This window comes from Singulisphaera acidiphila DSM 18658 (genome assembly GCF_000242455.2).
GTDB classification, from domain to species: Bacteria; Planctomycetota; Planctomycetia; order Isosphaerales; family Isosphaeraceae; genus Singulisphaera; species Singulisphaera acidiphila.
This window is the reverse complement of the sequence record NC_019892.1, coordinates 6,411,572-6,437,216: the sequence shown is the minus strand read 5'-3', so window position 1 is coordinate 6,437,216 and position 25,645 is coordinate 6,411,572. Positions and strand designations below refer to the sequence as shown.

Genomic DNA, 25,645 nt, shown 5'->3' with positions numbered 1-25,645 from the left:
CCCGGCCTGAAGTGACGATCAAGAACGTCCTACCTCCCAATTTACCAATGTGCGATCGATCAAGCGCGACCACGGAAACGCTGGTTGAACGCGACGGCGAGCACGACCACCGTGCCCAGTACCAATCCTTCAATTTGGGACGGGTCGACCCCCTTCACCACGATCGCGGTCCCCTTGATCACGATCTGAATCAGGAAAAGGCCGAGGACGGTGCCTCGAATCGACCCGAGCCCTCCCGAAAGGCTACAGCCGCCCACGACCGCCGCTGTGATCGCGTAGAGTTCGTAGGAGACTCCCAACCGAGGGTCGGCCTGACCGCTCCGGCCGGTGAAAAGGATCCCGCCCAAGGCCGCGAGCATGCCGGAAAGACCGTAAGCCACCGCCTTGAGCCGGCGGGTCGGCAGGCCGCTCAACCGCGCGGCCGTCTCGTTCCCCCCCAAGGCATAGAGGTGCCGGCCTAGAACCGTCTTCCCCATCATGATGCTGGCCGTAATCGCGACCGCCGCGAAGATCAACAGCGTCCACTTCGGTTCTTTCCCAAAGATCCGGTAAGCGTCGAAGGGAATGTTGATCGACTGATTTTTGCAGAGGAGCATCGCCACGCTCCTCAGACCGGCCATCGTCGCCAAGGTTGCGATGAAGGGAGGGAGACCCAGCCAGTTGATCATAAACGCATGACCCAGGCCGATTCCGAGTCCCATGAGCAAGGTCAGCGCAATGGCCAGCGCCACCACCAGATTCGAGGGGGGAAGCACCGTCGGCTCGCCGCCGCGAAGCCAGTCGGTCAACAGTTTCGCGCTGACAATCGAGGCCAGCGCCACCACCGAACCGACCGAGAGGTCGATCCCACCGGTAATAATCACCAAGGCCGCGCCGATCGAGAGCACCCCGAAGAGGGCCACTTGATGGAAGAGCGCCTGTTGGGTATACGCCGAGAAGAAGCTCTGGGAGGGGTTGAAGACATAGATCAACGCCAGCACCACAAGGATGCCGGCCACCAACCCCCACTCCGGTGCGCGAAAGATCGAGGTCCACGACCGGCCATCCGTGGCAGCCGGCCGCGTTGCTGAGTCGTTCGTCATGACGATTTCAGGCCCTTGCTGGTCAACCATTCTTTCATCGACTTGATGTCAATCACGTTGTCCCCCTTCACGGGCGACTCCTTGGTGGGCACGATCACTCGGACCCCCGTATCAATCACGGTCGCCCCCCCCGGCAGCATCTCCTCGATCGTCGACTTGTCCTTCTCCACGAACGCCTTGACCAGGCGAACCCCTTGATAGCCCATTTCATAGGGATTCTGGCAGACGGCCGCATCGATCCGCCCCTTCTCGACGTGCTCGACAGCCTGCTCATCAAGGTCGAACGTGACAACCGTGACCCGCTTGCGAAGGTCGGGAAACTTGCCGATCTCCTCGGCGATCCGAGGCGCGTTGTACGACCAGATCCCCACGAGGACGCCGATGTCGGGGTACTTCTCGATCGCGGTCTGGACGTTGGTCAAGGCCCGCGCCAGGTCGTTGTCGTCGGAAAAGATTTCGGCCTGTGTAAACGCCTTTCCAGCGCCCGCGAAATACCCTTCGCGCCGCTCGATCGCGTTCGCCGCCGAGGGCACTCCCACGAACATCGCGACCTTCCCCCCCTGGGGCCGGAGCATCGCGCTGACCTTGCCCGCCTCTTCGCCCGCTTTGCGGTTGTTCGTCCCGATGTAGGCCTTGCGCGTATCGGGTTGACCGTCCGAATCGATGGTGATGACCACCTTGCCCTGTTTCTCAAGCTCACGCATCTTGTCGGCAATGCCGGGTGTCGCCGCGTCCAAAACGGAGACGGCCACCCCTTGAACGTCGGAGCGGCTCAGGGCGTCTTCGAGCAGGCGGATCTGCCCCTCGCGCTGGCCGTCATTGCGACGCATCTCGACCTGAGCGCCGAACTTCTCGCCTCCATCGTGCATCCCTTTTTCGACGGCGCTCCACCAATCCGAGTTGCCGTTCGTGATGAATAAGATTTTGGGACTCGATCCCGCTTTCGGTATCGACGTGTCTTTGGATTCACCGCAGCCGGCCGAGATGAGCAATGCAATGACGCAGAGCCAACGGCCCTTGCGTGGAGTCCAGGTCGTGTGCACGTTGTTCCCCTTCAGGCGAGATGCCCAGAATCATTGAGAACGATCATCTTACCTGCGCCGATTGCGAAGCGAAACGCATCGGTTCGGGAGAACCCAATCTCTTGTGGCGAACATTTGTCGCGAGCGAGATGTCTCAAGTGGGCAAGCGAACCCTTCCGGACGAACGGGGAAAACAAGGTCGCTTCAGTCCCTATTCACGTTGTGACCACCGCGAGTACGATGACGATTTCCTCAGAAGAATCGTGGCAAGAAGGGCCAATATTGATGGCCGACGACTCGCGTTGCATCCGGCTCCGTGGAGTGCGGGTCCATAACCTGAAGGGGATCGACCTCGACCTCCCGCTGAATCGGCTGGTCGTATTGACCGGGGTCAGCGGCTCGGGCAAGAGCTCGCTGGCCTTCGATACCCTCTACGCCGAGGGCCAGAGGCGGTACATCGAGACGTTCTCGGCATATACCCGGCAGTTCCTCGAAAAACTCGACAAGCCGGAGGCCGACCGGATCGACGGAATCCCCCCGGCCATTGCCGTGGCCCAGCGCTCCGGGGGAAGGCGGTCGAGCCGAAGCACGGTCGGTACGGTGACCGAGGTTCATGACTACCTCGGCCTCCTCTTTGCCAGAACGGGTCAGGTCATCTGCCCGGTTTGCGGCAAGGGGGTTGAGCCGGCCAATCCGGCGACCGTTGCGAGAACCATCGACGCCCTCCCGGAGAAGACGCGCTATCAGATCGCGTTCCCGATGGAGATCCGGCCCGACTCCGACCGGGGTGCGCTTGCCGGGATTCTCCGCGAGGATGGATTCGCTCGGGTCCGGGTCGACGGCCAGGTCGTCTCCTTGGAGGCGGGCGAGTTCCCGATGCCCTCCGACGGGTCGATCGACGTGATTGTCGACCGCCTGGTACGCGGATCCGACTCACCCGAGCGGCGGCTCGACTCGATCGAGACCGCGTTCGCGAAGGGGCTTGGGCGATGCCGGATCCTGACCGATGCCGACGCGATCAGCTTCTACCAAGGCTGGCGCTGTGGGCATTGCGGGATCGACTACCTCGAGCCCGACCCTCGCCTTTTCCGCTACAACAGCCCGCTCGGGGCCTGCCCGACCTGCGAAGGTTTCGGCCGGGTCATCGACCTCGATATGGATCGGATCGTACCGGACTCCTCGAAGACTCTCCGAGGGGGAGCGATCGTTCCCTGGACGACCCCAACCTACCGTGGTCAACTCGCCGACCTGCTCGACGTGGCCACGGACCTGGGAATCCCCACTGACGTTCCATTCAAGCGTCTGACGGACGCCCAGAGACAGACCATCGTCGAGGGGGATCCCAACCACGATTTCCCAGGCTTGCGCGGGTTCTTTCGTTGGCTGGAGAAGAAGTCGTACAAGATGCACGTGCGGGTTTTCCTCAGCCGATGGCGCGGCTACTCCCCCTGCCCTTCGTGCGGCGGAGCGCGGTTGCGGCCCGAGTCGCTGGCCGTCCGTGTCGACGGCCGTAACATCGCCGAGGTCTCGGCTCTCAAGATCAGCGACGTGACGCCCTTCCTTGCGGGCTTGACCGAGTCCGATCAAAACCCGGTCGTCCAGCGGGTCGTCCGGCAGATCAGGGCCAGGCTCGACTACCTGGAGCGGATCGGGCTCGGCTACTTGACCCTCGATCGGCAGGCACGAACGCTCTCAGGGGGGGAATCCCAACGCGTCGCGCTCACGACCGCGCTGGGCTCGGGATTGGTCAATACACTCTACGTGCTCGACGAGCCCTCGATCGGCTTGCACCCTCAAGACAGCGATCGCCTGATCGCGATCCTGCGTTCGTTGCGCGACGCCGGTAACTCGGTCGTGGTCGTGGAGCATGACCAGGCGATCATCCGCGCGGCCGACCTGCTGGTCGACATCGGCCCAGGCGCGGGTGAAGCGGGGGGGCAATTGCTCTACAACGGCCCCCCCGACGGAATCGTGGGGACCCCGCAATCGGCCACGGCCGACTTCTTGAGCGGCCGACGGCGCATCTTGATTCCCGATCGTAGACGGCCCCGCGATCGAGGTCACCTGAAACTGACCGGCGCGCGAGGCCACAACCTCAAGGGAATCGACGTCACGTTCCCACTCGGCGTCCTCTGCGTCGTAACCGGCGTCAGCGGCTCGGGCAAGAGCACGCTCGTGGAGGAGACCCTCTACCCCGCACTTCGCCGCCGACTCGGCAACGAAGCGCTCCAGGCGGCCCCTCACGCCACGCTTTCCGGCACGAGCGACCTCAACGAAGCCGTGCTCGTCGATCAGCTGCCGATCGGCCGGTCCGGTCGGTCCAACCCGGTGACCTACCTGAAAGCGTTCGACGAGATCCGCAAGACGTTCGCCGCCACCCACGATGCCAAGCTCCGCAACTATGGAGCCGGCCAGTTCAGCTTCAACGTGGAAGGAGGCCGGTGCAATTCGTGCGAAGGAAACGGGTTCCTCGCGATCGACATGCAATTCCTCCCCGACGTGATGATGCGTTGCCCTGAATGCCGAGGAACCCGGTATCGCCCGGAAACGCTCGAGATCACCTACCGGGGGCGGAACATCGCCGAGGTGCTCGAACTGACAGCGCGCGAAGCATTTGCCTTTTTCCGGCACCGTCCCAAGGTGCAGGCACGGCTCCGGCCGCTCCTGGATGTCGGGCTCGACTACCTCCGCCTGGGCCAGCCCGCTTCGACGCTCTCCGGCGGCGAAGCGCAACGCCTGAAACTCGCGAGCTACCTGGCCACCTCGCCCAGTGCAATGACCCGGTCGGCGAACCGGCCAAAGACCCTCTTCGTGCTCGACGAGCCCACGACGGGCCTTCATCCGGCCGACACGCTCAAACTCCTCGACGCCCTGAACTCGTTGCTCGACCTGGGACAATCATTGATCGTGATCGAACACAGCCCCGACGTCATGGCCTGTGCGGACTGGATTATTGACCTCGGCCCAGGAGCCGGAGACGACGGGGGCCGGATTGTGGCCGAGGGAACGCCGGAAGAAGTGGCCCGCATGGACACGGCCACCGGCCGCGTGCTGGCCAATTGGCTTGGGACAAAAATTTAACCACGAATTACACGAAACACACGAATGGAAACGGAAAAGAAAAAACGCTCTTAATTCAAATAGATGATTTTCATTGATTATTTTTCGATTCTGCGTATTCATACGTGTATTCCGTGGTGAGATTGCCCCCGGAGCGAGAAGCGATGGCTAAGAATAGTGGATATACGGGTCCGTTGGAGCAGGTGGGAACTTGCCAATGGCGGATTCCCAAGACTTATCGAGACGATATGCGCGTCGACGGCCTGATCTTCGCCGACGAGTCGCTGATCGCCCAGATTAAGAAAGACCAAGGCCCTGAGCAAGTTGTGAACGTAGCGACCCTGCCGGGTATTCAGAAGGCCAGCCTGGCGATGCCCGACATTCACTGGGGGTACGGCTTCGCCATCGGCGGCGTGGCCGCGACCGACCCGGAGGAAGGGGGGGTGATCTCGCCGGGCGGGGTTGGCTATGACATCAACTGCGGCGTCCGACTGCTCCGTACGGACCTTGCCTGGGACGAGGTTAAACCGCGAATTCGCCAGCTCGTCGACGAGCTTTTCCGGGAAATTCCCACAGGCGTCGGCCAGCGAGGCCGGTTCCTCTTCGATAAGCCGAAGCTCAGCCGGTTGATGGAGCAAGGCTCAGCCTACGTCGTCGAACAAGGTTGGGGAACCGTGCGCGACCTCGGGTTCACCGAGGCGGGGGGCCGGCTCGATGGGGCCGATCCCGATCGGGTCAGCGACCGGGCGTTCACGCGGGGCTATGACCAGTGCGGAACGCTTGGGTCGGGGAACCACTTCCTCGAGGTGCAGGTCGTGGACCGGATCCATGACCAGGAAGCGGCCGACGTCATGGGCTTGCGCGAGGGGCAGGTCACCGTCCTGATCCACTCCGGGTCGCGCGGGCTCGGCTATCAGGTCTGCGACGACTACCTCGGGGTCTTCAAAGGAGCCCCCAAACGGTACGGATTCTCGCTGCCCGACCCGCAGCTCGCCTGCGCTCCGGTCCGCAGTCCCGAAGGCCAGTCGTATCTGGGCGCGATGCGCGCGGCGGCGAACTACGCCTGGTGCAACCGGCAGTTGCTCACGCACCAGGCGCGTGAGGTCTTCGCGCGGGTCCTCGGGACCCCTTGGGAATCGCTCGGCATGGACCTCGTCTATGACGTGGCCCATAACATCGCGAAGTTCGAGCACCACCAGGTCGGCGGAGGCATCTCGAAGCAAGTCTGCGTCCATCGCAAAGGGGCAACCCGCGCGTTCCCCCCTGGCCATCCGGAAATCCCCGACGAGTACCACAAGATCGGCCAGCCGGTGATCATTCCGGGCAGCATGGGAACTGCGAGCTGGGTCCTCGCCGGCCTGCCGGGAAGTATGGAGCAAACCTTCGGCACAACCTGCCACGGCGCCGGGCGAATGATGAGCCGGACGGCCGCCATTAAACTCGCGGGCGATCGGAGAATTGATAAGGAACTCGACGCGATCGGCATCATCGCCCGCGCCCGGGGCCATAAGGGATTGGCTGAGGAGCAGCCGGCCGCCTACAAAGACGTCGACCAGGTCGTCGAAGTCGTCGACAAGGCGGGCATTTCCAAGAAAGTGGCCCGGCTCCGCCCCGTCGGCGTCATCAAAGGGTAATCCTGGACCGGTTCACTCACCACGAGGTGTATAACCAGTCGGGATAGCGGTCGACCACCGGCCCCTCCTTCCGGCAGAGGCAGAAGGTGGTGTCGCCACGGTCTCGTGGGTCGACCCCGGGAATGGCTGGCAGGTGATCGTGCGAGGGATAAGCCGGAATCCCTGCCAGCCGCTCGACCCCAAACCCGGCAGCGGTGACGAGCTTCCCAACCTCATCCACGGTGTACTCGCGATTGTGCCGGTCCGTATCTCCCTGGCGGATGAACACGCCGTAGAGATAGGGAGACGCGTGGTTGATCAGGTTGTGCAAGGCAACCCAACTCGCGAGGTTCGGAGTCGTCAGGAGTAAGAATCCCCCCGGCTTCAAGACCCGACTCAGCTCAGCGAGCGCGAACATCGGGTCGGCCGTGAAATGCTCGAGCACCTCCATCAAGAGGACGCCATCGAAGGTCGCGTCGGGGTACGGTGCGGCCTCCTTCTCCAGGTTGAAGTAACGAGGCATTTCGAGAGTATATCCACGCTCTTCGCGCAGGACGTCGCAAAAGTGCCCCGCTCCACTGGCGGGATCGAGGATCAGCCCCTCCCCCTGGGGAATCCAACTCAAGGAGAGCGCATAGCGGCGGACGTGGTTCAGGTCGTTCTCGAGGAACGCCCGATGCACCGGACTCGACCACCTCTCCCGGACCCGCTGGCGAAAGACTTCGACAAGCCGCTCGACGTCCGGATCGAGAAGAGGCTGGAGAGGCAGAGACGCAACGGCCGGCTCCTGCTCCTCCTCGCGTTCTCGTTGGCGAAATCGCCGGTGCAGGGAATTGGCGATGCCGGAAACCCTGGCCGCAAGGGGCATGGCGATCCTCTTCAATCTCTCGGTAACGAGATGGGAGTGTTCCGTCTGGTTCCAGACGACGGGAACGCCCGCCAACGCACTCATCCATTCTGCGATGGCGAGAGTCTCATTCGCGCATGGATTTAATGCAACTCTTCGTTTTCGTCAAGATCCGTCGGCCCCGACCGACTGCCAGGCAGAACCGCCCCGGTGAATTCCACCGGATAGGCGCGCGATTTTCGTGGAAATCCGTCGAGCAAGCCCTAACCTGTCCATCTGCCAACCTGTTATCCTCGCTCGCCTGGAGAGGTTGTTTTCTCTATAATGTGAAGTCCCTGGAGTTTATCCCGAAGGATCGACGTTCATGAGCGTGGCGGAAAGCGCGATCGACCTCGAACGGACGCTCCGAGAACGGTTCGACCTGGAGCAATTTCGGCCTGGCCAACGCGAGGTGATCGAGAACGTCGTCCAAGGTCGCGACGTCCTCTGCGTCATGCCGACCGGTGGCGGTAAGAGCCTCTGTTACCAGTTGCCCGCCCTCCTGCTGCCCAGGATGACCCTGGTCGTCAGTCCCCTGATCGCCCTGATGAAGGATCAGGTGGACGTCCTGATTCAGCGCGGCGTGCGCGCCACGCTGCTGAACAGTTCGCTCGATCCAGCCGAACAACGGACCCGGCTCCAAGAAATTGAGGCTGGGCAATACGACCTCGTTTACGTCGCCCCTGAACGGTTCCGCAGCCCTCGGTTCGTGGAGGCGATGGCGAAGATCCGCCCGTCGCTGCTGGCGGTCGACGAGGCCCACTGTATCAGCGAGTGGGGGCACGACTTTCGCCCCGACTACGCCAAGATCGGCCTGGCCCGGCGGCGGATCGGGGCTCCGCCCTGCATCGCGCTCACGGCCACCGCCACCGATCTGGTGCGCCGGGATATCGCCGACCAGCTCGATCTCCAGGACCCCGCGCAGTTCGTCACCGGCTTCGACCGCCCCAACCTCGGCTATGCGGTCGTCGAGGCCCGGCGCGACGCTGATAAGCTGGTGGCGCTCGCCCAGACGCTCGAGCAAAACCGAGGCCCCTCGGTCATCTACGCGTCGAGCCGGGCCCGGTGCGAGTCGGTCGGCCAGTTCCTCGAGAACCAGCTCAATCGCTCGGTGGCGATCTACCACGCAGGGCTGAGCCGCGAAGAACGGCACTCCGCCCAGGATCGGTTCATGTCGGGCGAGGCTGAGATCGTCGTCGCCACAAACGCGTTCGGCATGGGGGTCAATAAAGCGAATATCCGCTCGGTGATCCACTTCAACATGCCGGGGACGCTCGAGGCGTACTATCAGGAGGCCGGCCGTGCGGGGCGCGATGGGAATTCAGCCCGTTGCGTGCTCCTCTTCGCCCTGGGGGATCGATTCCTCCAGGAGATGTTCATCGAGAATGAATATCCTCCCGCCGACACCGTTTTTCAGGTCTTCAACTTCCTCCGCGCGCTCGAGTCGGATCCGATCGAGCTCACCCATGCCGAGATCAAGGAGTCGGCCGGGATCGAGCTGAACGAGTCGGCCGTCGGCACAGCGATCAAGATTCTCGAAGGCGCAGGCGCGCTCGAGAAGTTCCTCCCTCGCGAAAACATGGCGATCGTCCGAATCAATGCCGAGGCCGACGAGCCCAGCCTGACCCGTCGCCTCGGGTCGCAGGCGCACGTCCAGCGGACCGTCGTCCTCGGCCTGGAAGGACTGGTCAACCGCCGTTTTGGCGAGACCATCTACTTCCATCCCGACGATTTCGCCACCACCCTCGGCCTCGACCGCCCCGCACTCAATCGGGCCCTTCGAACCCTGGCCGCGGAACTGCCGATCGACTACATCCCTCCATTCCGGGGCAACGCAATCCGCGTAATCGACCGAAGTCGCAAGGCACGCGACCTCGAGATCGATTTCACCGCCCTCGAGAAGCGCAAGCAGCGCGAGTACGACAAGCTCGAGCGAATGGTCCGGTATGCCCAGACCCGCCAGTGCCGCCGCTCCTATATCCTCAGCTACTTCGGTGATGCTTCCGCCTCCCGAGTTCACTGTGGCCACTGCGACAATTGCGGCCTGGGCGACGGCCTGGCCACCCCTCACGCCGGCGTTCCAATCGACTCGACGGCGGGACGCGAGGTGGTTCTCAAGGTCCTCTCCGGAGTCGCCCGCGCCAAGGGGCGCTTCGGCAAGACCGTCATCGCGCAGATGCTGACCGGTTCCGGCTCCGAAAAGATGGACCGATGGGGGCTGAAGCACCTGAGCACTTATGGGATCCTGGCCGAGTTTCGCCAGCCCGAAGTCGTGCAGATCCTCGATGCGCTCGCCTCATCCGGCTTCGTCGAATATCAGGAAGTGGACCGGTTCCGACCGGTGGCCAACCTGGCTGCTCAAGGATGGGAATTGCTCAAAGGGCAAGTCGCCCATCCGCTCGTTTTGACGCTTCCCGATGCGATCGCCGCCAAGCTCACCAACGGCGGGCTGGAACGCCTCGCGGCCCCTCGCCCGGCCGCCTCAGCACAAGCCGCCCCCCATGACGAGGATGGCGCCGACGCCGAGGCCTCGGCCCTGGCGGGCGACCCGCTCTGGGGGCACCTCAAGAGCCTTCGCAGCGAATGGGCTCGCGAAGCGAAACAGCCCTCCTACTGCATTTTCACCAACCAGACCCTGGACGCCCTGGTCCGGGAACGGCCGTCGAACCCGAAAGAACTCGCCGGGATCAAGGGATTGGGGCCGGCGCGAATCGAGCGCCATGGAGCGTCGCTCCTCGCCGCGATCGCCCAGCACGCCGACCGCCCAGTTGCTCCCTCACCTGGTGCAGCACCTGCTGCTTTGCCCAAGGCTGCGCCCGCGCTCAAGACGGCACCTTCGCCGGCCTTGGAGCGGCCCCTGAAATCCAAGACCACGCCCACCGAGGTCGAAGTCCGGACGGACCGATCGCCGTCGTCCTCTTACATCCCGACCGAGGAATGGACCTGCCGCCTGATCGATCGTGGCTTCAAGCTCGACGAGGCCGCAGCGATTCGGGGGCTCGACTTCTCGGCGATCCTCCGCCACTTGACCCTGGCGGCGCGCCAGGGACGAAAGGTCGCCCCGGAGGCCTTCCTGGATCCCGAAGTCCTGAAGAGGTGGGATGAGTGGCGGGCCGAACAAGGGAATGTGACTTCTCCGTCGCCTTACCGCGACGCGTCCGAAGCGATGTGGAACCTCTACCTGGCCTGCCGTGCTCAGGGATAGAGGCTTGGCAGGTCTCTGGCCGTCACTTATCATGTCCTTGGTCTTCTGGATCCGTCCGTCTGAAGACCTCCGGTCGTGTCTCAAAAAGAAGGGGATGAAGGCCGCACACGGCCCAATCCCGGAACACTCGGGATCCGCGGCTATGAAATGCTTGATCGTCTACTATCTCGATGGTCTCTGGTACGGCGAGGAAGTCGCCTGGAAACGCTCGGGAAGCGGCTTCTACCGCGAGATCTCCCGGACTGAGGTTCCCCAGTCGAGAACCGAGATCGAGAAATTCGCCGCGGAAAATCACTACCGGATCGAGTGGCGCGGCGAAATCCCCACTCAGAGCCAGTCGGCCTGAATCCTCTGCCAGGCGAACTCCCTCTTCGCTCGCCCGTAAAAGGCGAGCGGGGAGCCTCCCATCACGAGTCAAGCTTCCGGCTTCGCCAGACGATCTGAACGCGGTTCCCCTCGGGATCGTTGAAGAAACCCGTGCGAAACGTGTCATTGTCCACGAGCGTTTCCATCTCAAAAACCATCCCACGCGCTTCCAGGGCCGCACGCTCCGCCGCAAAGTCATCGACCCAGAAGGCGAGATGGCAGATCCATCGCTGGTTGGTGCCGCATTCTCCCGGTGGCCGCCCGATGATCTCAATGGCCATCCCACCGTCATCGGCCAGGAAGTAGCCGGGCGGATTGCCGCCGCTGTCGAGCACCACGCGCATGCCCATAGCGTCGACGTAAAAATCCTTGAGCGCAGGGGCGTCCTTCGCGTAGATCGCGAAATGCTCTATCTTGGCCATACGAGGCATCTCCGAATCAGAATCAGAAATCGTCGATCGGTCAGCGGGTCTTGGGTTTCGACGTCGTCGCCTTCTTCGCGGTCAAGGCGATCACCGCATCCCACTCCGCGTCACTCACCGGCTGCACCGAGAGCCGGCTCCCCTTCCGGAGCAGTTCCATGCCATTGAGGGCACTGACCGTACGGAGTTCGGGCAACCCGAGGGGAGGGTCGATCGCTTTCACAGCGCGAATCGAGACCTGAAACCAGGTCGGTTTCTCCGGATCACTCTTGGGGTCGTAGTGATCGTCTTCGGAGTCGAATGCCGTGGGATCGGCATGCCCCGCGCGAACGACCTCGGCAATCCCGGCAATGGCCGGCGGATTGGCGTTCGAGTGGTAAAACAGAACGCGATCGCCAACTTCGACCGCGTCGCGGAGCATGTTCCGCGCCTGGAAATTCCGGACGCCGCCCCAGCCGGTCGTCCTGTCAGGCTCGGCTTCGAGGTCGGCGAACGAGAAACAGTTGGGCTCAGACTTGAATAGCCAGTTTGCCATGCGCTTTGACGACCCTATCGGAGGGGGATCGTGGCAACCAAAGGTCCCCCGCGCCGGTCGGCGCGGAGGACAGCGGGCCAAAGCATAGCAGATCGACGATCAATGCTCGATGCCGACCGTCAACTCGACGGCCTTCTGATCCAACGCGCTGGTCGCGCTGTTCCCTTGAGCGACAGCTCTCCCCCCCCGTAGGCCGAACGAGCAGAGGCAAGCGAGAACGGCCATGGCAAACATCTGGAGAAAGACGTCGCGGAGCGACCGCCCGAGTGCGGCCTGGACAGCCATGAGCTGCGGTCCGGTGAGAAGCTTGTGCGTCTCCGGCCGAAGGGCGGCGGCAATGTCGATTCCCACCGCGTTGGAGGCCGCGAGCCGACGTGCCAGCATGAATGCAAGAGTCGCCCCCAACACACCGACCCCAAGCGCTCCCCCCATCGTCCGGAAGAACGTCACCGCGCCAGTGGCCACACCACGCCGGCCCCAGTTGACCTCGTTCTGCACGCTCAGGATATAGCTCAACGAGGCCGGTCCCATGCCGATCCCGATGACAACCATCCCAACCAGGAAGAAGGGCCCCGAGGCGGAAGGCTGAGCGGCGCCGACAACCAAACTGAAGACCCCCGCGGTAATGAATAACGAACCGACGACGGCCGTCCGCCGGAACCCAAGCCGCACCACAACTTTGGCCGCAACAGCAACGCTGATCGACCACGAGAGGAAGAGGGGCGTGATCATCTTCCCCGCCGAGGTCGCTGTGCCGCCACGAACCCCCTGCATGAACAAGGGGATGTAGGTATCGATCCCGAACAGCAAGGCGCCGATCAGAAAGCTTCCGGCGATCGCCGAGCCAATATGCGGCGAGAGCACCAGGTCGAGCGGTAAGACCGGGTCGGCCGCCACCCGTTCCTGTCGCACGAAGAGCATGAGGGTGACGGCCGCCATGGCCAGCAAGCCAACGGTTCCCCGACTGGAGATCTCGGTCCCCCCCAATACCCCCATCAGTAAGAGGAATGAGCCGACCGCCAGTAAAGTCGCCCCTCCCCAGTCAATCGGCGCAACGCTCTTGCGCTCGACCTTCTCATGTACGTAGCGCATCAGGATCCAGGCCGAGATCAGCCCGAAGGGAACGGTCACGAAGAAGACCCAGCGCCACGAGAGCCGGTCGGTCAGAATCCCCCCCAGGGCGGGACCGATCAGGCTCGACCCGCCCCAGACGGCGCTGAAGAGTCCTTGCACCTTAGCACGCTCCTGGAGCGTGAAGAGGTCACCGAGCATGGTCAGGACAATCGGTCCGAGCGCACCGGCCCCCAGTCCTTGAACCACCCGCATCGCGATCAGGCTCGGCATGCTCTGGGCCATTCCGGAGAGCATCGAACCGAGGGCGAACAAGGCCAAGCCGAAAAGGAGAATTCGTTTGCGTCCGAAGATGTCGGCCAACTTCCCATAGATCGGCGTCGAGACGGTGGCGGCGAGCAAGTAGGCCGAGAAGACCCACGGGTAAATGTCGAGTCCCTTCAACTGAGCGATGATGCTCGGCATCGCGGTCGAGACCACCGTCTGCTCCAAGGCCGCGACCGCCATCGCCAGCAAAAGAGCCAGCGTGACCATGGCACGACCGGGCATCGTGGCCTCGTTTTCCACCACCGACATTGATAAACTCCCCGTGATGTTGAGATCGAACCATCCGGCCATTCAGGGCCGACACCAACTATTCTATCGAGCCCGCCAAACTCTCGGGCAGACAGTGGTCGGTTCTCCAGGCTCCCGATCGACACATCTCGAATGCGCGGAGTTCGTTCCGAATCTGGTCGAGGAACGACCACAGAGAACGATTTGCAACCCCCTCCACCCCCTGACGGAAGAAGTCACGGTGAATTCTGCCCTCCCCTGACCATTCTTGCGTCAGGGGCATGACCGTCGTGAAAGTTCTCAACAACGATCAGAAACATTCCCAACAAAGCGTTACGGACTCTCCGGTCAGTCAAAGAGCAAGCGAGCCGGCGGGTTGGAGACCGGTTTCGGGCACCATCCGGCTGGAGAGAGAAGCTCGAGTCCCAAGCTGGCCCCTCGTCACTCAAGCGTGATGGGCAATCCCAAGCGACAACCGCTTGAAGGCGCGCTCTCAATTTATGGACAAAACCAAAGCTAGGCATCATATCTGCGTACAGCGAAATGTACGGGGAGGCTTGAGCGGCCCCTGAAGCCATTTTCGCCGACACGAGATTCAGGCCCGGTCGTAAGCAATCTCGATTCAAAGATGTCGAAAGCGTGCGTGCATAGTCGCAGCACATGCAGTTTCGATGCGATTTTGATGTCTTATCATCACGGCGATCCGATGGTTTATGCGAGTCTTTCTGCCAGAATTTGAGGGATCTTGACCGTTTCTTAAGCGAAAACCCGCATCGCGACTTGCACAGCGGGCCCGTATCGCGTAAGTTTGAAAATCAGTTCCCCCCTTCTCTTTTTCATTACTACACACGACTCGGAGTATAGATGCTTATGCGAGCTCGTCGCTACGGTTTTACATTGATTGAGCTGCTGGTGGTGATCGCCATCATCGCGGTCCTGATCGCCTTGCTCCTCCCTGCCGTTCAGGCGGCCCGCGAGGCGGCCCGACGCTCCCAGTGCGTCAACAACCTGAAGCAACTGGGGTTGGCGGTCCACAATTACCACTCCACGCACAACGTCTTGCCTCCGCTGATGTCGAACTTCACCAAATCGGAGGCGATCGGCCCGATGGTTCCTGCGACAGGCGACTGGCCCCTGGGTTGGGCCGTCATGATCCTCCCGATGATGGAGCAGCAGGCCATCTACAACGCAGCCAACTTCTCCCGGGGTGCCCAGGATCCGATCAACTCCGTGACCGTCTCTTCCGTGAAGATCAACTCGCTGGTTTGTCCCTCGGAAAGCCTGAAAACATCGCCCTTCAGTCCTTTCAACTCGTGGATCAGCTACGCCGGTAACTTCGGTGGTCCCGGATCCATCCGAGGCTGGAGTGGAACGATCGTCCCCATGGGGAATTCCATGGTCGGGGACTGTCAGTGCAACGTGAACTCGAATATGGGATCGTTCGGTTTTGAGAGCGTGACCGACGGCACCTCGAACACGGCGCTGTTCAGCGAAAAGCTGATTGGATTGAGCAGCGACAATCAAGAGAATGTGCCCGTCACGTCGTCTCTGGCGAAGCGTGTGACCTACAAGATCGCAGGGCCGGTGAACCTCGATGCGGGCGACGGCGGCATGACGCAGGCGGCCCTCAGCCAATGCAAGAGTCTTCCGGGCACGACCGACACGGCAGGCCTCGTTAACGCCACATGGATCAACGGCGCCTCATGGGCCGGGTCCCATGCGGGAACCCTGCGGTTCAATACCTATAATCACTTCAACACGCCCAATGGTCTCTCCTGCCACGTAGGAGCTCCTCCGGGCAGCCTCGTCGATTTGATCTCGGCGACGAGCAATCATTCCGGTGGCGTCAACATGACCATGGCCGACGGCTCGGTCAAGTTCATCAAGGACTCGATCAACCAACAGACGTGGTGGGCGATTGGAAGCCGGAACCTTGGTGAAGTGATCAGCGCCGACGCGTACTGATCGGCAAATCACCCAACCCTGGCAAGATCCGTTTCGTTTCCGAGTTATCGGCAGGGGCTAACGTCAATGAAACGACTGAGACGCTCGATCGCGACAATGTTTCTCGCCGGCTTCGTCATGGGTTGCGATGGGGGCGGCGCAAGTTCCGAACCAACCCCACAGCAGAAAGACCCCGGTGCCGCAGCTGCGGAAGCGAAAAAGCTCATGGGAGGCGGCGGGATGGCCCCCGGCCCCATCAAGAAGGCACCGGCTAAGAAGTCGTAAGCATCAGCCTTACCCGGACAGGATTTGAAACGCGACTCCCCGACCTCGGGGAGTTCGTTTTTTATGGGGAGGACACGACCTACCTGGTTCGTGGAACGAGCGACAAAGAGGCCTCGCTCTCCGTGCCTCCTGAAAAGTGCAGTCAAAGTCAGAGTTTTTCCGAGTGTCTCCATCGGCTACCCAATCCAACGGCTCTCCGCGGCTGAGGCAGGCAAATCACGTGGAATCGCATCGAGCCGATAGCCGAATCCGGGACCGTTCAGCGTTGAGAGGTCGAGTACCCCACCCTGGCGTCGATAGAGGCCGGGATGAACCGTGGACTCAGGCAGCGAGGCCTCAGGGTAGTACTGCATGCCGTTTGTCTCGACGCCCATGATCGTCCCGGCGTGAGCCGCGAGGAGGACGTGAGGTACTTGAGCCAGCATGGGATTGCTCAGGTCCTGCACCATCAAGGTCATCCCGTGGGCGCGAGCCCAGCAGAGGCTGAGCAAGGCGCCCGTCTGCGTCTTGCAGGTCTTTAAGGCAACCCCGGTCCAGCCCAGGGACCGGCCGAGCCGGACCAAGTGCCAGTCATGCGCGCTCTCGTCCATGAACAGCGGTTTCCGCGCGGAGACGCTGTGGACATCGATCCGATGGGTTTCGAGCTCGTAGGGGAACGGTTGCTCGACGTAGAGGATCATCCCGTAAAGCCGCGGGTATTCCTCAACCAACTGGTCGAGAATCCGGTTCACGTAACTCGGGTCGTCGACCGTACAGTTGAAGTCGGCAGTCAGCCAATCCACCTGTTCTTCGATGGCGATCTGGCCCACCTTGACCAGCCGGTCATAGTCCCACGCGTAGTCGTCGCCCCGCAGCTTGACCTTGAGGCAATTGAGCCCATCACGCTGAATCCAGTCGCGCAAGAGCACAGGATAGCCATCGTCGGGCTCCTCGCCGGTCAATTCCGACGGGTCCAGCGGGTCCTTCCCGCCGACCAGGTGCCACGCCGGGAGCGTCTTTGCCGGGGGGGATGCAAAGAAGTCTTCGGGATACTTCCCCACGAAGGAAATGTCGGTCCCTTGGGCGGGCGTCAGATAGCGTGAGAGGTCGTAATTCATGAACGACTTATTATAGGTCTGATAAGTCGGCACACCGTGCAGGACGCCATAGGCGTCATGAAGCGCCAGGTCGAACGCCGAGCAGCAGACCAGGGCTGCCAGCCAGGGCATCGGCTCGGCGTCCGGTCCACGCTCTGCGTTGATGGCCTCGAGCAGCCCCGGAAGCACCTGCTTCTGAAATGCATGGCCGACTTCAAGCGGGTGCCCCGTCTCTTCGAAGCAGGTCCAGGCATCCACCAGCAGCACGGTGAACCGCTTCAAGGTCTCGAGCCTCGCCTCGTACGAGAGCGCACTCGGCCAGACCCATTGGACGCTGAGCGGAGTCTCACCCCAACCGACAGCCTCACGACCTGAGGCCGCACTGACCGTCAGGCGAACGCGGGCGCAGGTGACTTCAGTCGTGATCTCAGGTCCAAACTTCAGGGGAACCCGCGTCTTGATCGGCAGGAGGAAAAGCGAGGCGGCAAGCGGTCTGACATCGAGCTCGGGGGTCGGAGGCATGGAGCACCCTCTTCGTTTTCCATCAAACACTTATCAACTCAGGCGTAGAAACGCAGAGTATCATGATTCCTGTGCGAGAAGGCTTTGTGCGTCGTGGTTCGAGAAGGTTGCCGATGAATGGTGTATCCACCCACCGGTTGTCGCTCCAGCCGAGCGACAAAGTCAGCCCGAGCATGGCCCTGGGACCACGGATTGGACTTAACCCGTGAGCCAGGCAGAGAACACGCGCCCAGACCGAATTCGACAAAGACGGCGGTAGCTCGCCCTAAGGGTTAAGGGTTGCAGCAGGAGCCCGGCGTGGTTGGCTTCGCGGGGTCCGGAACCGGCCGAAGCTCGACCGAGCGGAGATCGAGCAAGGCCCCTTTGACCGGGCCTGCGGAGTGAAGCTCGAGCCGGTGGGCACCGGGGGTGAGCGTCACTTCACCGATGTCGGCCGATTGATACGTGTCCCAGTCGCCCGTCCCCGTGACGGGGTGCTCGAGTCGCTGGCTGCCGAGTTCGAGCAGGAGCGAGTTGCCCGCCGAGTCATTGTCGCACGCCCAGTCGATCCAGACGCGGTAGCGGCCAGGCCGCTCGCTCACGAATTTCCAGACCGCGCGATCGCTGGGGCGTCCCCAATAACCCAGATTCTTGTGCTTGGCCTCGAACGTGAGTGTATCTCCATAGAGCTCAGCCGTCTCGGCCCGGAGGGCGATCGTTCCGTCGGCCCCCGGGGTCACTCGTTCCGGCCGGTTCCCCTCCACCTGCTTCGGCGGCGGCCCCACTGCCCCCAAGAAGGCGAGCAAGTCGGCGACATCCTGCGGCTTGAGGTCCTTCTCCAACCCTTCGGGCATCAGGGATTGACCGGACGCCGCGATCTCGTCGATCTCGGCACGGAGCAGGACGTCTTCCTTCCCTTCCTGGCGTCTGAGAGTCACGGCCGTGGCGGTTTCGCTGGCGATCAGGCCAGTCAAGACCCGCCCGTCGGTCGTCTGAACCGTGAAGTTGGCGTACTTCGCTTCCAGGGCCCGGTTAGGGTCGAGGATCGCCACCAGGAGGGCCCCAGGCGATTTGTCCGTCAAGGCCGCGAGGTCAGGACCAACCTCAGCCCCTTCCTGGCCAACCCGATGGCAGGTCGCACAAACTTTCTTGAACAAAGCGGCACCAGTGGCTGCATTGCCTGGCAAGGTCGTGGCCGTCTGGTAGGCGGCGATGACCTCTTGCCGAGTGCTCGTCTCGCGTGAGAAAACGGCCTCGGCGCGGGCCTTGAGCGCGGCATCCCGGTGGCTCAAAAGCCTGCGACGATGCGTCGGCCCAATCTCAGCGGGGGGCAGGCAGGTGTCCTCGAGCGAGAAGAGCAGAATCTTGGTCCAAGGGTCACGGCTGAGAAGCGTGTCGAGGATCGCGGTTCGGAGTTGGGGGGAATGTCCTTTCCAGCCGTCAATCAGGATCGTGGGGACTTGCGGATCATCTCCGCGACTGAGGGCGGCGACGGCGGCCTGCTGAAGGGCTCCGGAGACTTGGGGACGAAGCAGTCCTACGAGCCGAGGGCGGTCCAAACTCTGCGACTCCTTGTCGCGGCCAAGCAACCGGACCGCTGCAAGTCGGTCCTCCTCACCGGCCTTGTCATCGCCAGCAAGAGCACGAGCCGCCTCCCGAATCTTCTCGAATCGCTTCAGGTCGGCCTCAGCGACGGGCTTTCGGGCGCGAACCGAGGCATCGAGTAAGCTTGCCAGGGCCGAGAACTGCCAAGGAGCAAATTGCCCCCCCTGCCCCGCCGGAGTGCTCAAGGTCTCGACCAGGGACGCGAGACCTTCCCGCTCCTTTGCGGTCGCAGCCAGGGCGAACAGCGGGTCGAGGATCGCCGTGGAGGGAGCCTCGTCCTTCGCATTCTCAAAGAGTGCGGCGATGATCGAGCCGACATGCGGGGCGGCCGAGCTGAGCACCGCCGCGCGGAGCCAGCGATCGTTCGGATCGCGCTGAATCAGGGTTGCCAGGGCACGCCCTGCGCGCGGGTCACTCCAATCTCCAAGGCTCAAGGCAAGCTGGAACCGGACCTGGGGATCGGGATCACCGGTCAGGCGGAGCATCGCTTCACCCAGTTCGGGAGCGGACTTGAGCAGCACTGAACCCGCCTTGATCGCATTACGACGCACTTGCGGATGCGGGTCGGACAGGGCTCCGATCACGGCCGGCACAGTCAGCTCCTCGAGCGTTTGCAAGGTCCAGAGCGCTTGCAAACGGGTCTTGGGCCGGCTGCTTTTGGCCGCGAGGTCGCGCAGAGGCCCAGCGGCGGCTCGGTCTCCCTTGTGGAGCAAGAGCCGCTGCGCGGTGTCGCGCTGCCAGCCGTTCGGACTGTCAAGCGCGGCGACCAGCCCCACGGTATCGAATCGATCGAGCCGAGTGATCGGCCGGGGCCTCTTCTCGACCGGGAAGACGCGATAAATCCGGCCTTGCTCGCTGCCGGCGCGAAGATCGAGCTTCGCTTCCCAATCGTCGGGGATCCATTCAGGGTGCTCGATCACCGCGCGGTACATATCGGCGATCCAGAGCGCTCCGTCGGGCCCCGTCTTGAGCATCGTGGGGCGGGTCCAGTTATCGGCCGAGGCGAGGAACTCGCGTTCCGCCTCGTCGGGTCCTCGTTTACCGAGGAACGTCGCTCCATCCGGTTCGAGGATCATCCGGTGGACGAGGTTGTGAACCGGATCACTGGCGAAGAGGCTACTCTCGAAGTGCCGTCCGAAAAGGTCGTCGCGATACGGAGTGGGACTGTTGGCCGAGGTGACCCGGTTGGCCGAATGCGGTTCATTGAACCGGGCCAAGGTCCGGCTCAGGGGGTAAAGCTTGTTGTCCGACTCGAGGATCTGCCTCGTGTCAGGCACGGCGAACTGGGGATTGCGGCGGAGGTCAGAGTCCGCGAGCACATAGTGCCACGCCCAGATCGGATTACTGTTGCCAAACCAGTTTCCCCAGTCGTCGCGATGCCGGCCGTACTGCGTCTGGCCGCTCTCGGCCTCGAACCGGCCGTCGTCGGGCCGGAACCGGAAGTCGCGGCCGTTGATGCTGACAATCGCCCCCGTTTTGATCGAGCGGATCTCACCGCCGCTGTCGCCGTTCGCCCCGTAGACCCAGCCGTCGAGACCAAGCTCAAACCCATTGAGCCGGTGCTGCGGGTTCCCCTCGCGAAAACCGGTGAAGAGAACCTCGCGGTGATCGGCCTTGCCGTCACCGTCGCGGTCTTCAACATAGAGAATGTCGGGAGCGCAAGCGATCAGAACCCCATTGCGCCAGGGGAGAAGACCACTCGGAATCGCAAGGCCATCGAGAAAGAGGGTTGCTTTGTCGTACCGGCCATCGCCGTCCTTGTCTTCGAGCGTCCGGACAACGCCCCCAGCTTTCCCCTTGCCGTCGCGGCCGAGCGGATAGTCCCCCATCTCGAGAACCCAGAGCCGGCCGTCGGCCCCCCAATCGAAGGCGATCGGGTCTTCCACCAACGGCTCACTGGCGACAAGCTCAACGGTAAATCCGGGATTGACCCGAATCGATCGCCGCGAGGCCTCGGGGGATTTGGCTTTGGACTCAACCCCTTGAAGGAGGTCGTTGAAAGCGCGGCGATCGACAAGGTTGGGGAGCTTGGCGGTCGCCTCGTTCTGCCACCAGAGATGACGGGAATGGATCCACATCCCCTGGTTCATTCCTGCTTGAGCGATCAAGGGAAGCGCAGAAACGTCCCCTCTTTGTCCCTTCAAGACATCACGTGACCAGCCTTTGGTCATGGATTCAAAGAGGGAGAGACCGTAATCAGGAATCGTCGCAGGTGAATCGGCCTGCTTCTTGTGAAAAGGCGAGTGGGAAAAGACAAGGTCGTCGTAGCCATCTTCATCCAGGTCCGCAAACCGCAAGCCGCCATCGCCTCCCTCCCGATCGGCCACCTGAGCCCCTGGCGGCAGCCGGAAATCCAGGGGTTTCCAAGCCGACGTGCTGCCCCCCTGTTGTTGGGCGGGGGACCACGCCAGGACCAAATTGTCGGCATCATTGCTCAGGATGATCTCGCAACGCCCGTCGCCGTTGAGATCGCGAAGCCGAAGCCCCTGGGGCAGGCCGGTGGATCGACCGGAGATGGCCTCGAGCCCCTGGCTGAGTTGCAGGTCGCGTTCCCACCCAGCGGGTAGCGTGGAGGGGTCGACCGGAGCCGACGCTCCTACGAAGTCGACCGCTTGGCCTCCCCCCACAAATCGCTGAATGGCCGCCGGCTGATGCTCATGAAAGGCGGCAATGACGGCGGCTCGGCCGTCAGAGTCAAAGCGACCGAAGACCCCCCGCTGTTGGGGAACCCCGTTGGGGCCGTCGTCGACAAGCGACCCAGGAAACTTGGTCAGTGACCATCGTTTCTTGCTCGGCTCCCAAATCCGGGTGAGTTGGGACTTGGAGTTGCCGATCACCACATCCATATACCCGTCGTTATCGACATCGAGCACGCGCACGCCGTTATCCCGGCCATCAGAAGCCCGGAGTGGATGCCCACCGAGCAGGTTCTTGTCGAGTCGCTCTTGGGCTTCGCGAAAATTAAGGAACTTGACCTTCTTGCCGTGCTTGGCCACGACGTGGTCGATCAACTCGACGACCTGCTCCGACTTGATCCAGCCGTGCGGGTGAAAGACCAGGTTGAAGACGCCTTGTTTCATGACCACGGCATCAATAGCAGCCTTCATGTCTTCAACCGTTTTCGGGTTGTTCGGCTGCTGAAGGTGCTGCGCTTCCCAGTCGCTCGGAACGCTGCACGGGAACTCCCAGCAGAGTTTGCCGATCACGTAGGGATAGGGGTAGTTCTCCACGTAGTTCGTGAATGATGAGAATGGGATGTACTTGCGGAACCGCTCACGGCCGTCGGGATCCTGCACCAGCTCGCGCGGCAGCGATGGATCGTCGGGCGTGAAGAGTTGGAAGACCGACGAGTCGATGGTCAGAAAGTTGCGGCCGGGACTGGTCTTGTTGAAGATCTCGGCATAGAACCGGGGGCTGGGGGTGTTCTGCGAGTCGCAACAAGGCATCCGGAACGCCACCGGCTTGTTGCCGCGAATCCCGTTCAAGAGGTCGACACCGCCGTGCACCTCGTGCTGGGCCGCCGCGAGGTTGTCCTTCTGGAGCAACGGGCAAGGATGGGTCAGGGTGTGAACGTCGAGGTTGACCCCTTCGGCGAGCCAGGCCTGGACTCTGGGGTCAGCGCCGTTGGCCTTGCAGGTCATGATGCTTAGGCCAGCCCGACCGTCAATCTGCTTGAGCCGGTCGAGGATCGGCCGGAGGTAGGCCTCGTAGAGCGCCGTGTTCTCGTTCAGGTCGTCGGCCGCCAGGACGACGACGGCCTCAACCCCGTCTTCGCCCACCCATTGAGGAGTGATGAGCTTGGGAAATTTGAGACCGACCGGATAGGGATCGATCTCCTCGAGGTATGTCAGGCGATTCCCAGCGTCTGGCTCGCCCTGACACGCGGAGGTCGTCAGGACGATCATCAACAGGCAGAGACAGGATCGAAGGCTCATCGCGGAACTCCTCAGCCGGCGAACACGAACCGACTTCAGAAAGTCGTCTCTTTCTCGCTTGTTAGCAAGGGTCCACCGGCGATAGGATCGCCAACGCACCGGGTTCGGCCGGGCAATCGTCCCAAGAACAAAGCTGGTCCTCTTGAGTCGCCGCGCCTATGCCTACGAGCGTCCCTTTGATTTTGGCCAGTGCGTCGCCCCGGCGAAAGCAACTCCTGACCGAGGCCGGCTACACCATTGAAGTCGACCCGTCGGACATCGACGAACCGGAGCCGACGCCCGGCACGCTCGCGGTCGACTACGTGGCCCTGCTCGCCTGGCGGAAAGCATCGGCCGTAGCCCGGCGACGGGGTAACGGACTCGTGCTGGCGGCCGACACGGCCTGCGCGGTCGAAGGGGAGATCCTCAACAAGCCGGAGGACCGGGCCGACGCCGAGCGAATGATCCGGCTTCAGGAAGGACGTGACACCAAGGTCCTTACGGGGATCTGCCTCTATCGTGCGGAGCGCGACGAGTGGGTGGGCGCGGTCGAGATCAGCGTGGTCCGATTCCGGGTGCTCGACAACGCCGAGCGGCATGCCTTCCTCGACTCGAACCGATGGGCAGGCAAGGCAGGGGCGTATGGCGTCCAGGACAGTGACCCGTTCGTCTCGGTCGCCCGAGGAAGTTTCACGAACGTCGTCGGCTTGCCGATGGAACGGCTCACCGCCCTGCTGCAAAACTTTCCGAACCTGACACGCTAAGGTTGACCCCGTATGATGATGGGGCAGCCACCCGTTTCCCTCCAGGAGTCGAGCCGATGCGGCGCACCCCTCTGTTCTTACGATGGCTTCCCATGCCGATCCTTACCGCACCTCTCGCGCTCCTGGTTCTGATCGGCCTGGTTTTCGCCGTTGCCCTCCCATTATCCCAGCGGATCCGCCCCAGCTCGGCCGACGCCGCCCCGATGCCCGTCCCCGCCCCGATTGACGGCAACCGGGCGTTCAAATACCTCACCCAAATCTGCGAGATCGGCCCGCGACCGGCCGGTTCGGCCGCCAACGCCAAGCAGCGAGCCCTGGTCTCGGCCCACTTCCAAAAGATGGGCGCGAAGGTCACAGAGCAGCCGTTCACTGGCCAGGACCCGAGAAGCGACAAGCAGGTCGCCATGGTCAACCTGGTTGGCTCATGGCATCCCGAGCGGAAAGAGCGTGTGGTCATCGGCGCCCATTACGATACCCGCCCCTTCCCTGACGAGGAGCGAAACCCAGAGCTGCGGTCGATTCCATTCATTGGCGCGAACGATGGCGCCTCGGGCGTTGCGCTCTTAATGGAGATGGCCCACCATTTGAAGACCTTGCCCACGTCCTGGGGGATCGACCTCGTCCTCTTCGATGGTGAGGAATTGGTTTATGGCCGGGACGGCGAGTACTTCCTCGGTTCCAAGGAGTTCGCGCGTGTCTATGTCGAAGGCGTCGATGGCCGACATGCCGACTTCAACTACGAAGCCGGTCTCGTGCTCGACATGGTCGGCGGCAAGAACTTGAAGATCCAGCAGGAGCCGCACAGCCTCAATCTCGCCCCAAAGCTCGTCAAGGAGGTCTGGGCCGTCGCGCGGCAGTTGAAGGCCACCGCGTTCCACAATCGGATCGGCCGAGCCGTCATGGACGATCACTTACCGCTCAATAACGGCGGGATTCCCACGATCGACCTGATCGACTTCGACTATCCATACTGGCACACCTCGCAAGACCTGCCCAAGAACTGCTCGGGCGACAGCATGGCCGAAGTGGGCCGGGTGGTCACCGCCTGGCTCTCCCAGCCCCGAACGCGCGGACGCTAGCCGGTGGATGAGCCGATCCCTCATGAGGAGCGTGGGGGAACTCTCTCGACATGAGCGGGTGAGGTCCCCAGGGAAAGCTGTCGGCCATCCCTGGCCGCGTTGATCGAAGTGAGTGCCTGATTCAGTTCCGCTCGCCGAGTAAGTCGCGGAGCGCTTCACGCTCGCGACGGGTCGCGTCGAGGTCGAACAGGGCCATGTTGAGATCGAGCCTCAGACGCTCCAGGGCGTCACGGGCGACCGAGAGAACGCGGCCGCGAAAGAGAGCATGTTCCAGGACATCGTCCAGGAGCGGCTCCAACTCAGCGCGGACGCCTGCCGGTTGGGCTTGAACCAGATCACGCAATTGCACGAGTTCGCTCGGCAAAAGGTCGCTCGACGGCTGAGCGGAGCTTGTCGATAGGTCGGTCATCGAAGTTCCTCAATCAAAGGTGCTACCCAAACTTACCACGCCGTTTTGGTTAAAGCCTGCCGATCGTCGGAATTTGGCGATTTAAGCGAGGTTTAACATCTGCGAAGACTTGGACAGCGGGCAGCCCATCTGACCCAACGCATTGATCTTCCCGGCTTGGGGCGATACCGATAGGATCAGGCGTCCAACTCTAGGATAGGTTTTGGCGTCCAAGTCTAGGAACGGACTGGTTTGCGCCGGTTGGAAGCTGA

The 25,645-nt window shown here is 62.5% G+C and carries 17 protein-coding genes; 8 read left to right on the top strand and 9 right to left on the bottom strand.

Features of this window, described 5'->3' with window-relative positions:
• Window positions 1–59: 59 nt before the first annotated feature.
• Both SINAC_RS25240 and SINAC_RS25235 read right to left on the bottom strand, forming a co-directional pair.
• Window positions 60–1,082 (bottom strand): ABC transporter permease, encoded by a 1,023-nt coding sequence (locus tag SINAC_RS25240; protein WP_015248397.1) that lies wholly within the window; start codon window positions 1,080–1,082, stop codon window positions 60–62.
• Window positions 1,079–2,125, bottom strand: coding sequence for a substrate-binding domain-containing protein (locus SINAC_RS25235; protein WP_015248396.1), 1,047 nt, complete (start codon window positions 2,123–2,125; stop codon window positions 1,079–1,081). Before SINAC_RS25235 ends, SINAC_RS25240 begins: the two co-directional genes overlap by 4 nt.
• A 264-nt stretch (window positions 2,126–2,389) precedes the next feature.
• On the opposite strand from SINAC_RS25235, the gene uvrA reads away from it, so the two are divergent.
• A complete protein-coding gene (uvrA, locus tag SINAC_RS25230; RefSeq protein WP_015248395.1) occupies window positions 2,390–5,185 on the top strand; it encodes an excinuclease ABC subunit UvrA in 2,796 nt (931 codons plus the stop codon).
• Between the two features lie 143 nt (window positions 5,186–5,328).
• Window positions 5,329–6,798 carry an RtcB family protein gene (locus SINAC_RS25225; RefSeq protein ID WP_015248394.1) on the top strand — a complete coding sequence of 490 codons (1,470 nt, stop codon included), beginning with the start codon at window positions 5,329–5,331 and terminating at the stop codon, window positions 6,796–6,798.
• 16 nt (window positions 6,799–6,814) lie between these two features.
• Here SINAC_RS25225 and SINAC_RS38210 read toward each other — a convergent pair whose 3' ends face one another.
• Entirely contained in the window at window positions 6,815–7,645 is an 831-nt protein-coding gene (locus SINAC_RS38210; RefSeq protein WP_015248393.1) for a class I SAM-dependent methyltransferase, read from the bottom strand.
• 343 nt (window positions 7,646–7,988) lie between these two features.
• Between SINAC_RS38210 and SINAC_RS25210 the strand changes: the two genes are divergently transcribed.
• Together SINAC_RS25210 and SINAC_RS40215 are read left to right on the top strand one after the other, a co-directional pair.
• Entirely contained in the window at window positions 7,989–10,868 is a 2,880-nt protein-coding gene (locus SINAC_RS25210) for an ATP-dependent DNA helicase RecQ (protein WP_015248392.1), read from the top strand.
• A 142-nt stretch (window positions 10,869–11,010) separates the two neighbouring features.
• Window positions 11,011–11,214: a hypothetical protein gene (locus SINAC_RS40215; protein ID WP_015248391.1), complete on the top strand. Its 204-nt coding sequence runs from the start codon at window positions 11,011–11,013 to the stop codon at window positions 11,212–11,214.
• 61 nt (window positions 11,215–11,275) lie between these two features.
• Here the strand turns inward: SINAC_RS40215 and SINAC_RS25200 are convergent, their stop codons facing one another.
• From SINAC_RS25200 to SINAC_RS25190, 3 genes are all read right to left on the bottom strand, one after another.
• The gene (locus SINAC_RS25200) at window positions 11,276–11,656 is read right to left on the bottom strand and encodes a VOC family protein (protein WP_015248390.1); all 381 of its coding nucleotides are present in this window, start codon (window positions 11,654–11,656) and stop codon (window positions 11,276–11,278) included.
• Window positions 11,657–11,696: 40 nt separating this feature from the next.
• Window positions 11,697–12,191: an EVE domain-containing protein gene (locus SINAC_RS25195; protein ID WP_015248389.1), complete on the bottom strand. Its 495-nt coding sequence runs from the start codon at window positions 12,189–12,191 to the stop codon at window positions 11,697–11,699.
• A gap of 99 nt (window positions 12,192–12,290) precedes the next feature.
• Entirely contained in the window at window positions 12,291–13,838 is a 1,548-nt protein-coding gene (locus SINAC_RS25190) for an MFS transporter (RefSeq protein WP_015248388.1), read from the bottom strand.
• 843 nt (window positions 13,839–14,681) lie between these two features.
• Between SINAC_RS25190 and SINAC_RS25185 the strand changes: the two genes are divergently transcribed.
• Together SINAC_RS25185 and SINAC_RS25180 are read left to right on the top strand one after the other, a co-directional pair.
• The gene (locus SINAC_RS25185; protein WP_015248387.1) at window positions 14,682–15,782 is read left to right on the top strand and encodes a DUF1559 domain-containing protein; all 1,101 of its coding nucleotides are present in this window, start codon (window positions 14,682–14,684) and stop codon (window positions 15,780–15,782) included.
• Window positions 15,783–15,848: 66 nt separating this feature from the next.
• Window positions 15,849–16,046, top strand: coding sequence for a hypothetical protein (locus SINAC_RS25180; protein WP_015248386.1), 198 nt, complete (start codon window positions 15,849–15,851; stop codon window positions 16,044–16,046).
• A gap of 176 nt (window positions 16,047–16,222) precedes the next feature.
• Here SINAC_RS25180 and SINAC_RS25175 read toward each other — a convergent pair whose 3' ends face one another.
• Both SINAC_RS25175 and SINAC_RS25170 read right to left on the bottom strand, forming a co-directional pair.
• Entirely contained in the window at window positions 16,223–17,644 is a 1,422-nt protein-coding gene (locus SINAC_RS25175) for a mandelate racemase/muconate lactonizing enzyme family protein (protein ID WP_015248385.1), read from the bottom strand.
• Between the two features lie 272 nt (window positions 17,645–17,916).
• Entirely contained in the window at window positions 17,917–23,163 is a 5,247-nt protein-coding gene (locus SINAC_RS25170) for a PVC-type heme-binding CxxCH protein (protein WP_015248384.1), read from the bottom strand.
• A 158-nt stretch (window positions 23,164–23,321) separates the two neighbouring features.
• On the opposite strand from SINAC_RS25170, the gene SINAC_RS25165 reads away from it, so the two are divergent.
• Together SINAC_RS25165 and SINAC_RS25160 are read left to right on the top strand one after the other, a co-directional pair.
• Window positions 23,322–23,906: a Maf family protein gene (locus tag SINAC_RS25165; RefSeq protein ID WP_015248383.1), complete on the top strand. Its 585-nt coding sequence runs from the start codon at window positions 23,322–23,324 to the stop codon at window positions 23,904–23,906.
• A gap of 56 nt (window positions 23,907–23,962) precedes the next feature.
• Window positions 23,963–24,985: a M28 family peptidase gene (locus SINAC_RS25160; protein WP_015248382.1), complete on the top strand. Its 1,023-nt coding sequence runs from the start codon at window positions 23,963–23,965 to the stop codon at window positions 24,983–24,985.
• 121 nt (window positions 24,986–25,106) lie between these two features.
• Here SINAC_RS25160 and SINAC_RS25155 read toward each other — a convergent pair whose 3' ends face one another.
• On the bottom strand, window positions 25,107–25,394 hold the full coding sequence (locus tag SINAC_RS25155) for a hypothetical protein (protein WP_015248381.1): 288 nt from the start codon (window positions 25,392–25,394) through the stop codon (window positions 25,107–25,109).
• Between the last annotated feature and the right edge of the window lie 251 nt (window positions 25,395–25,645).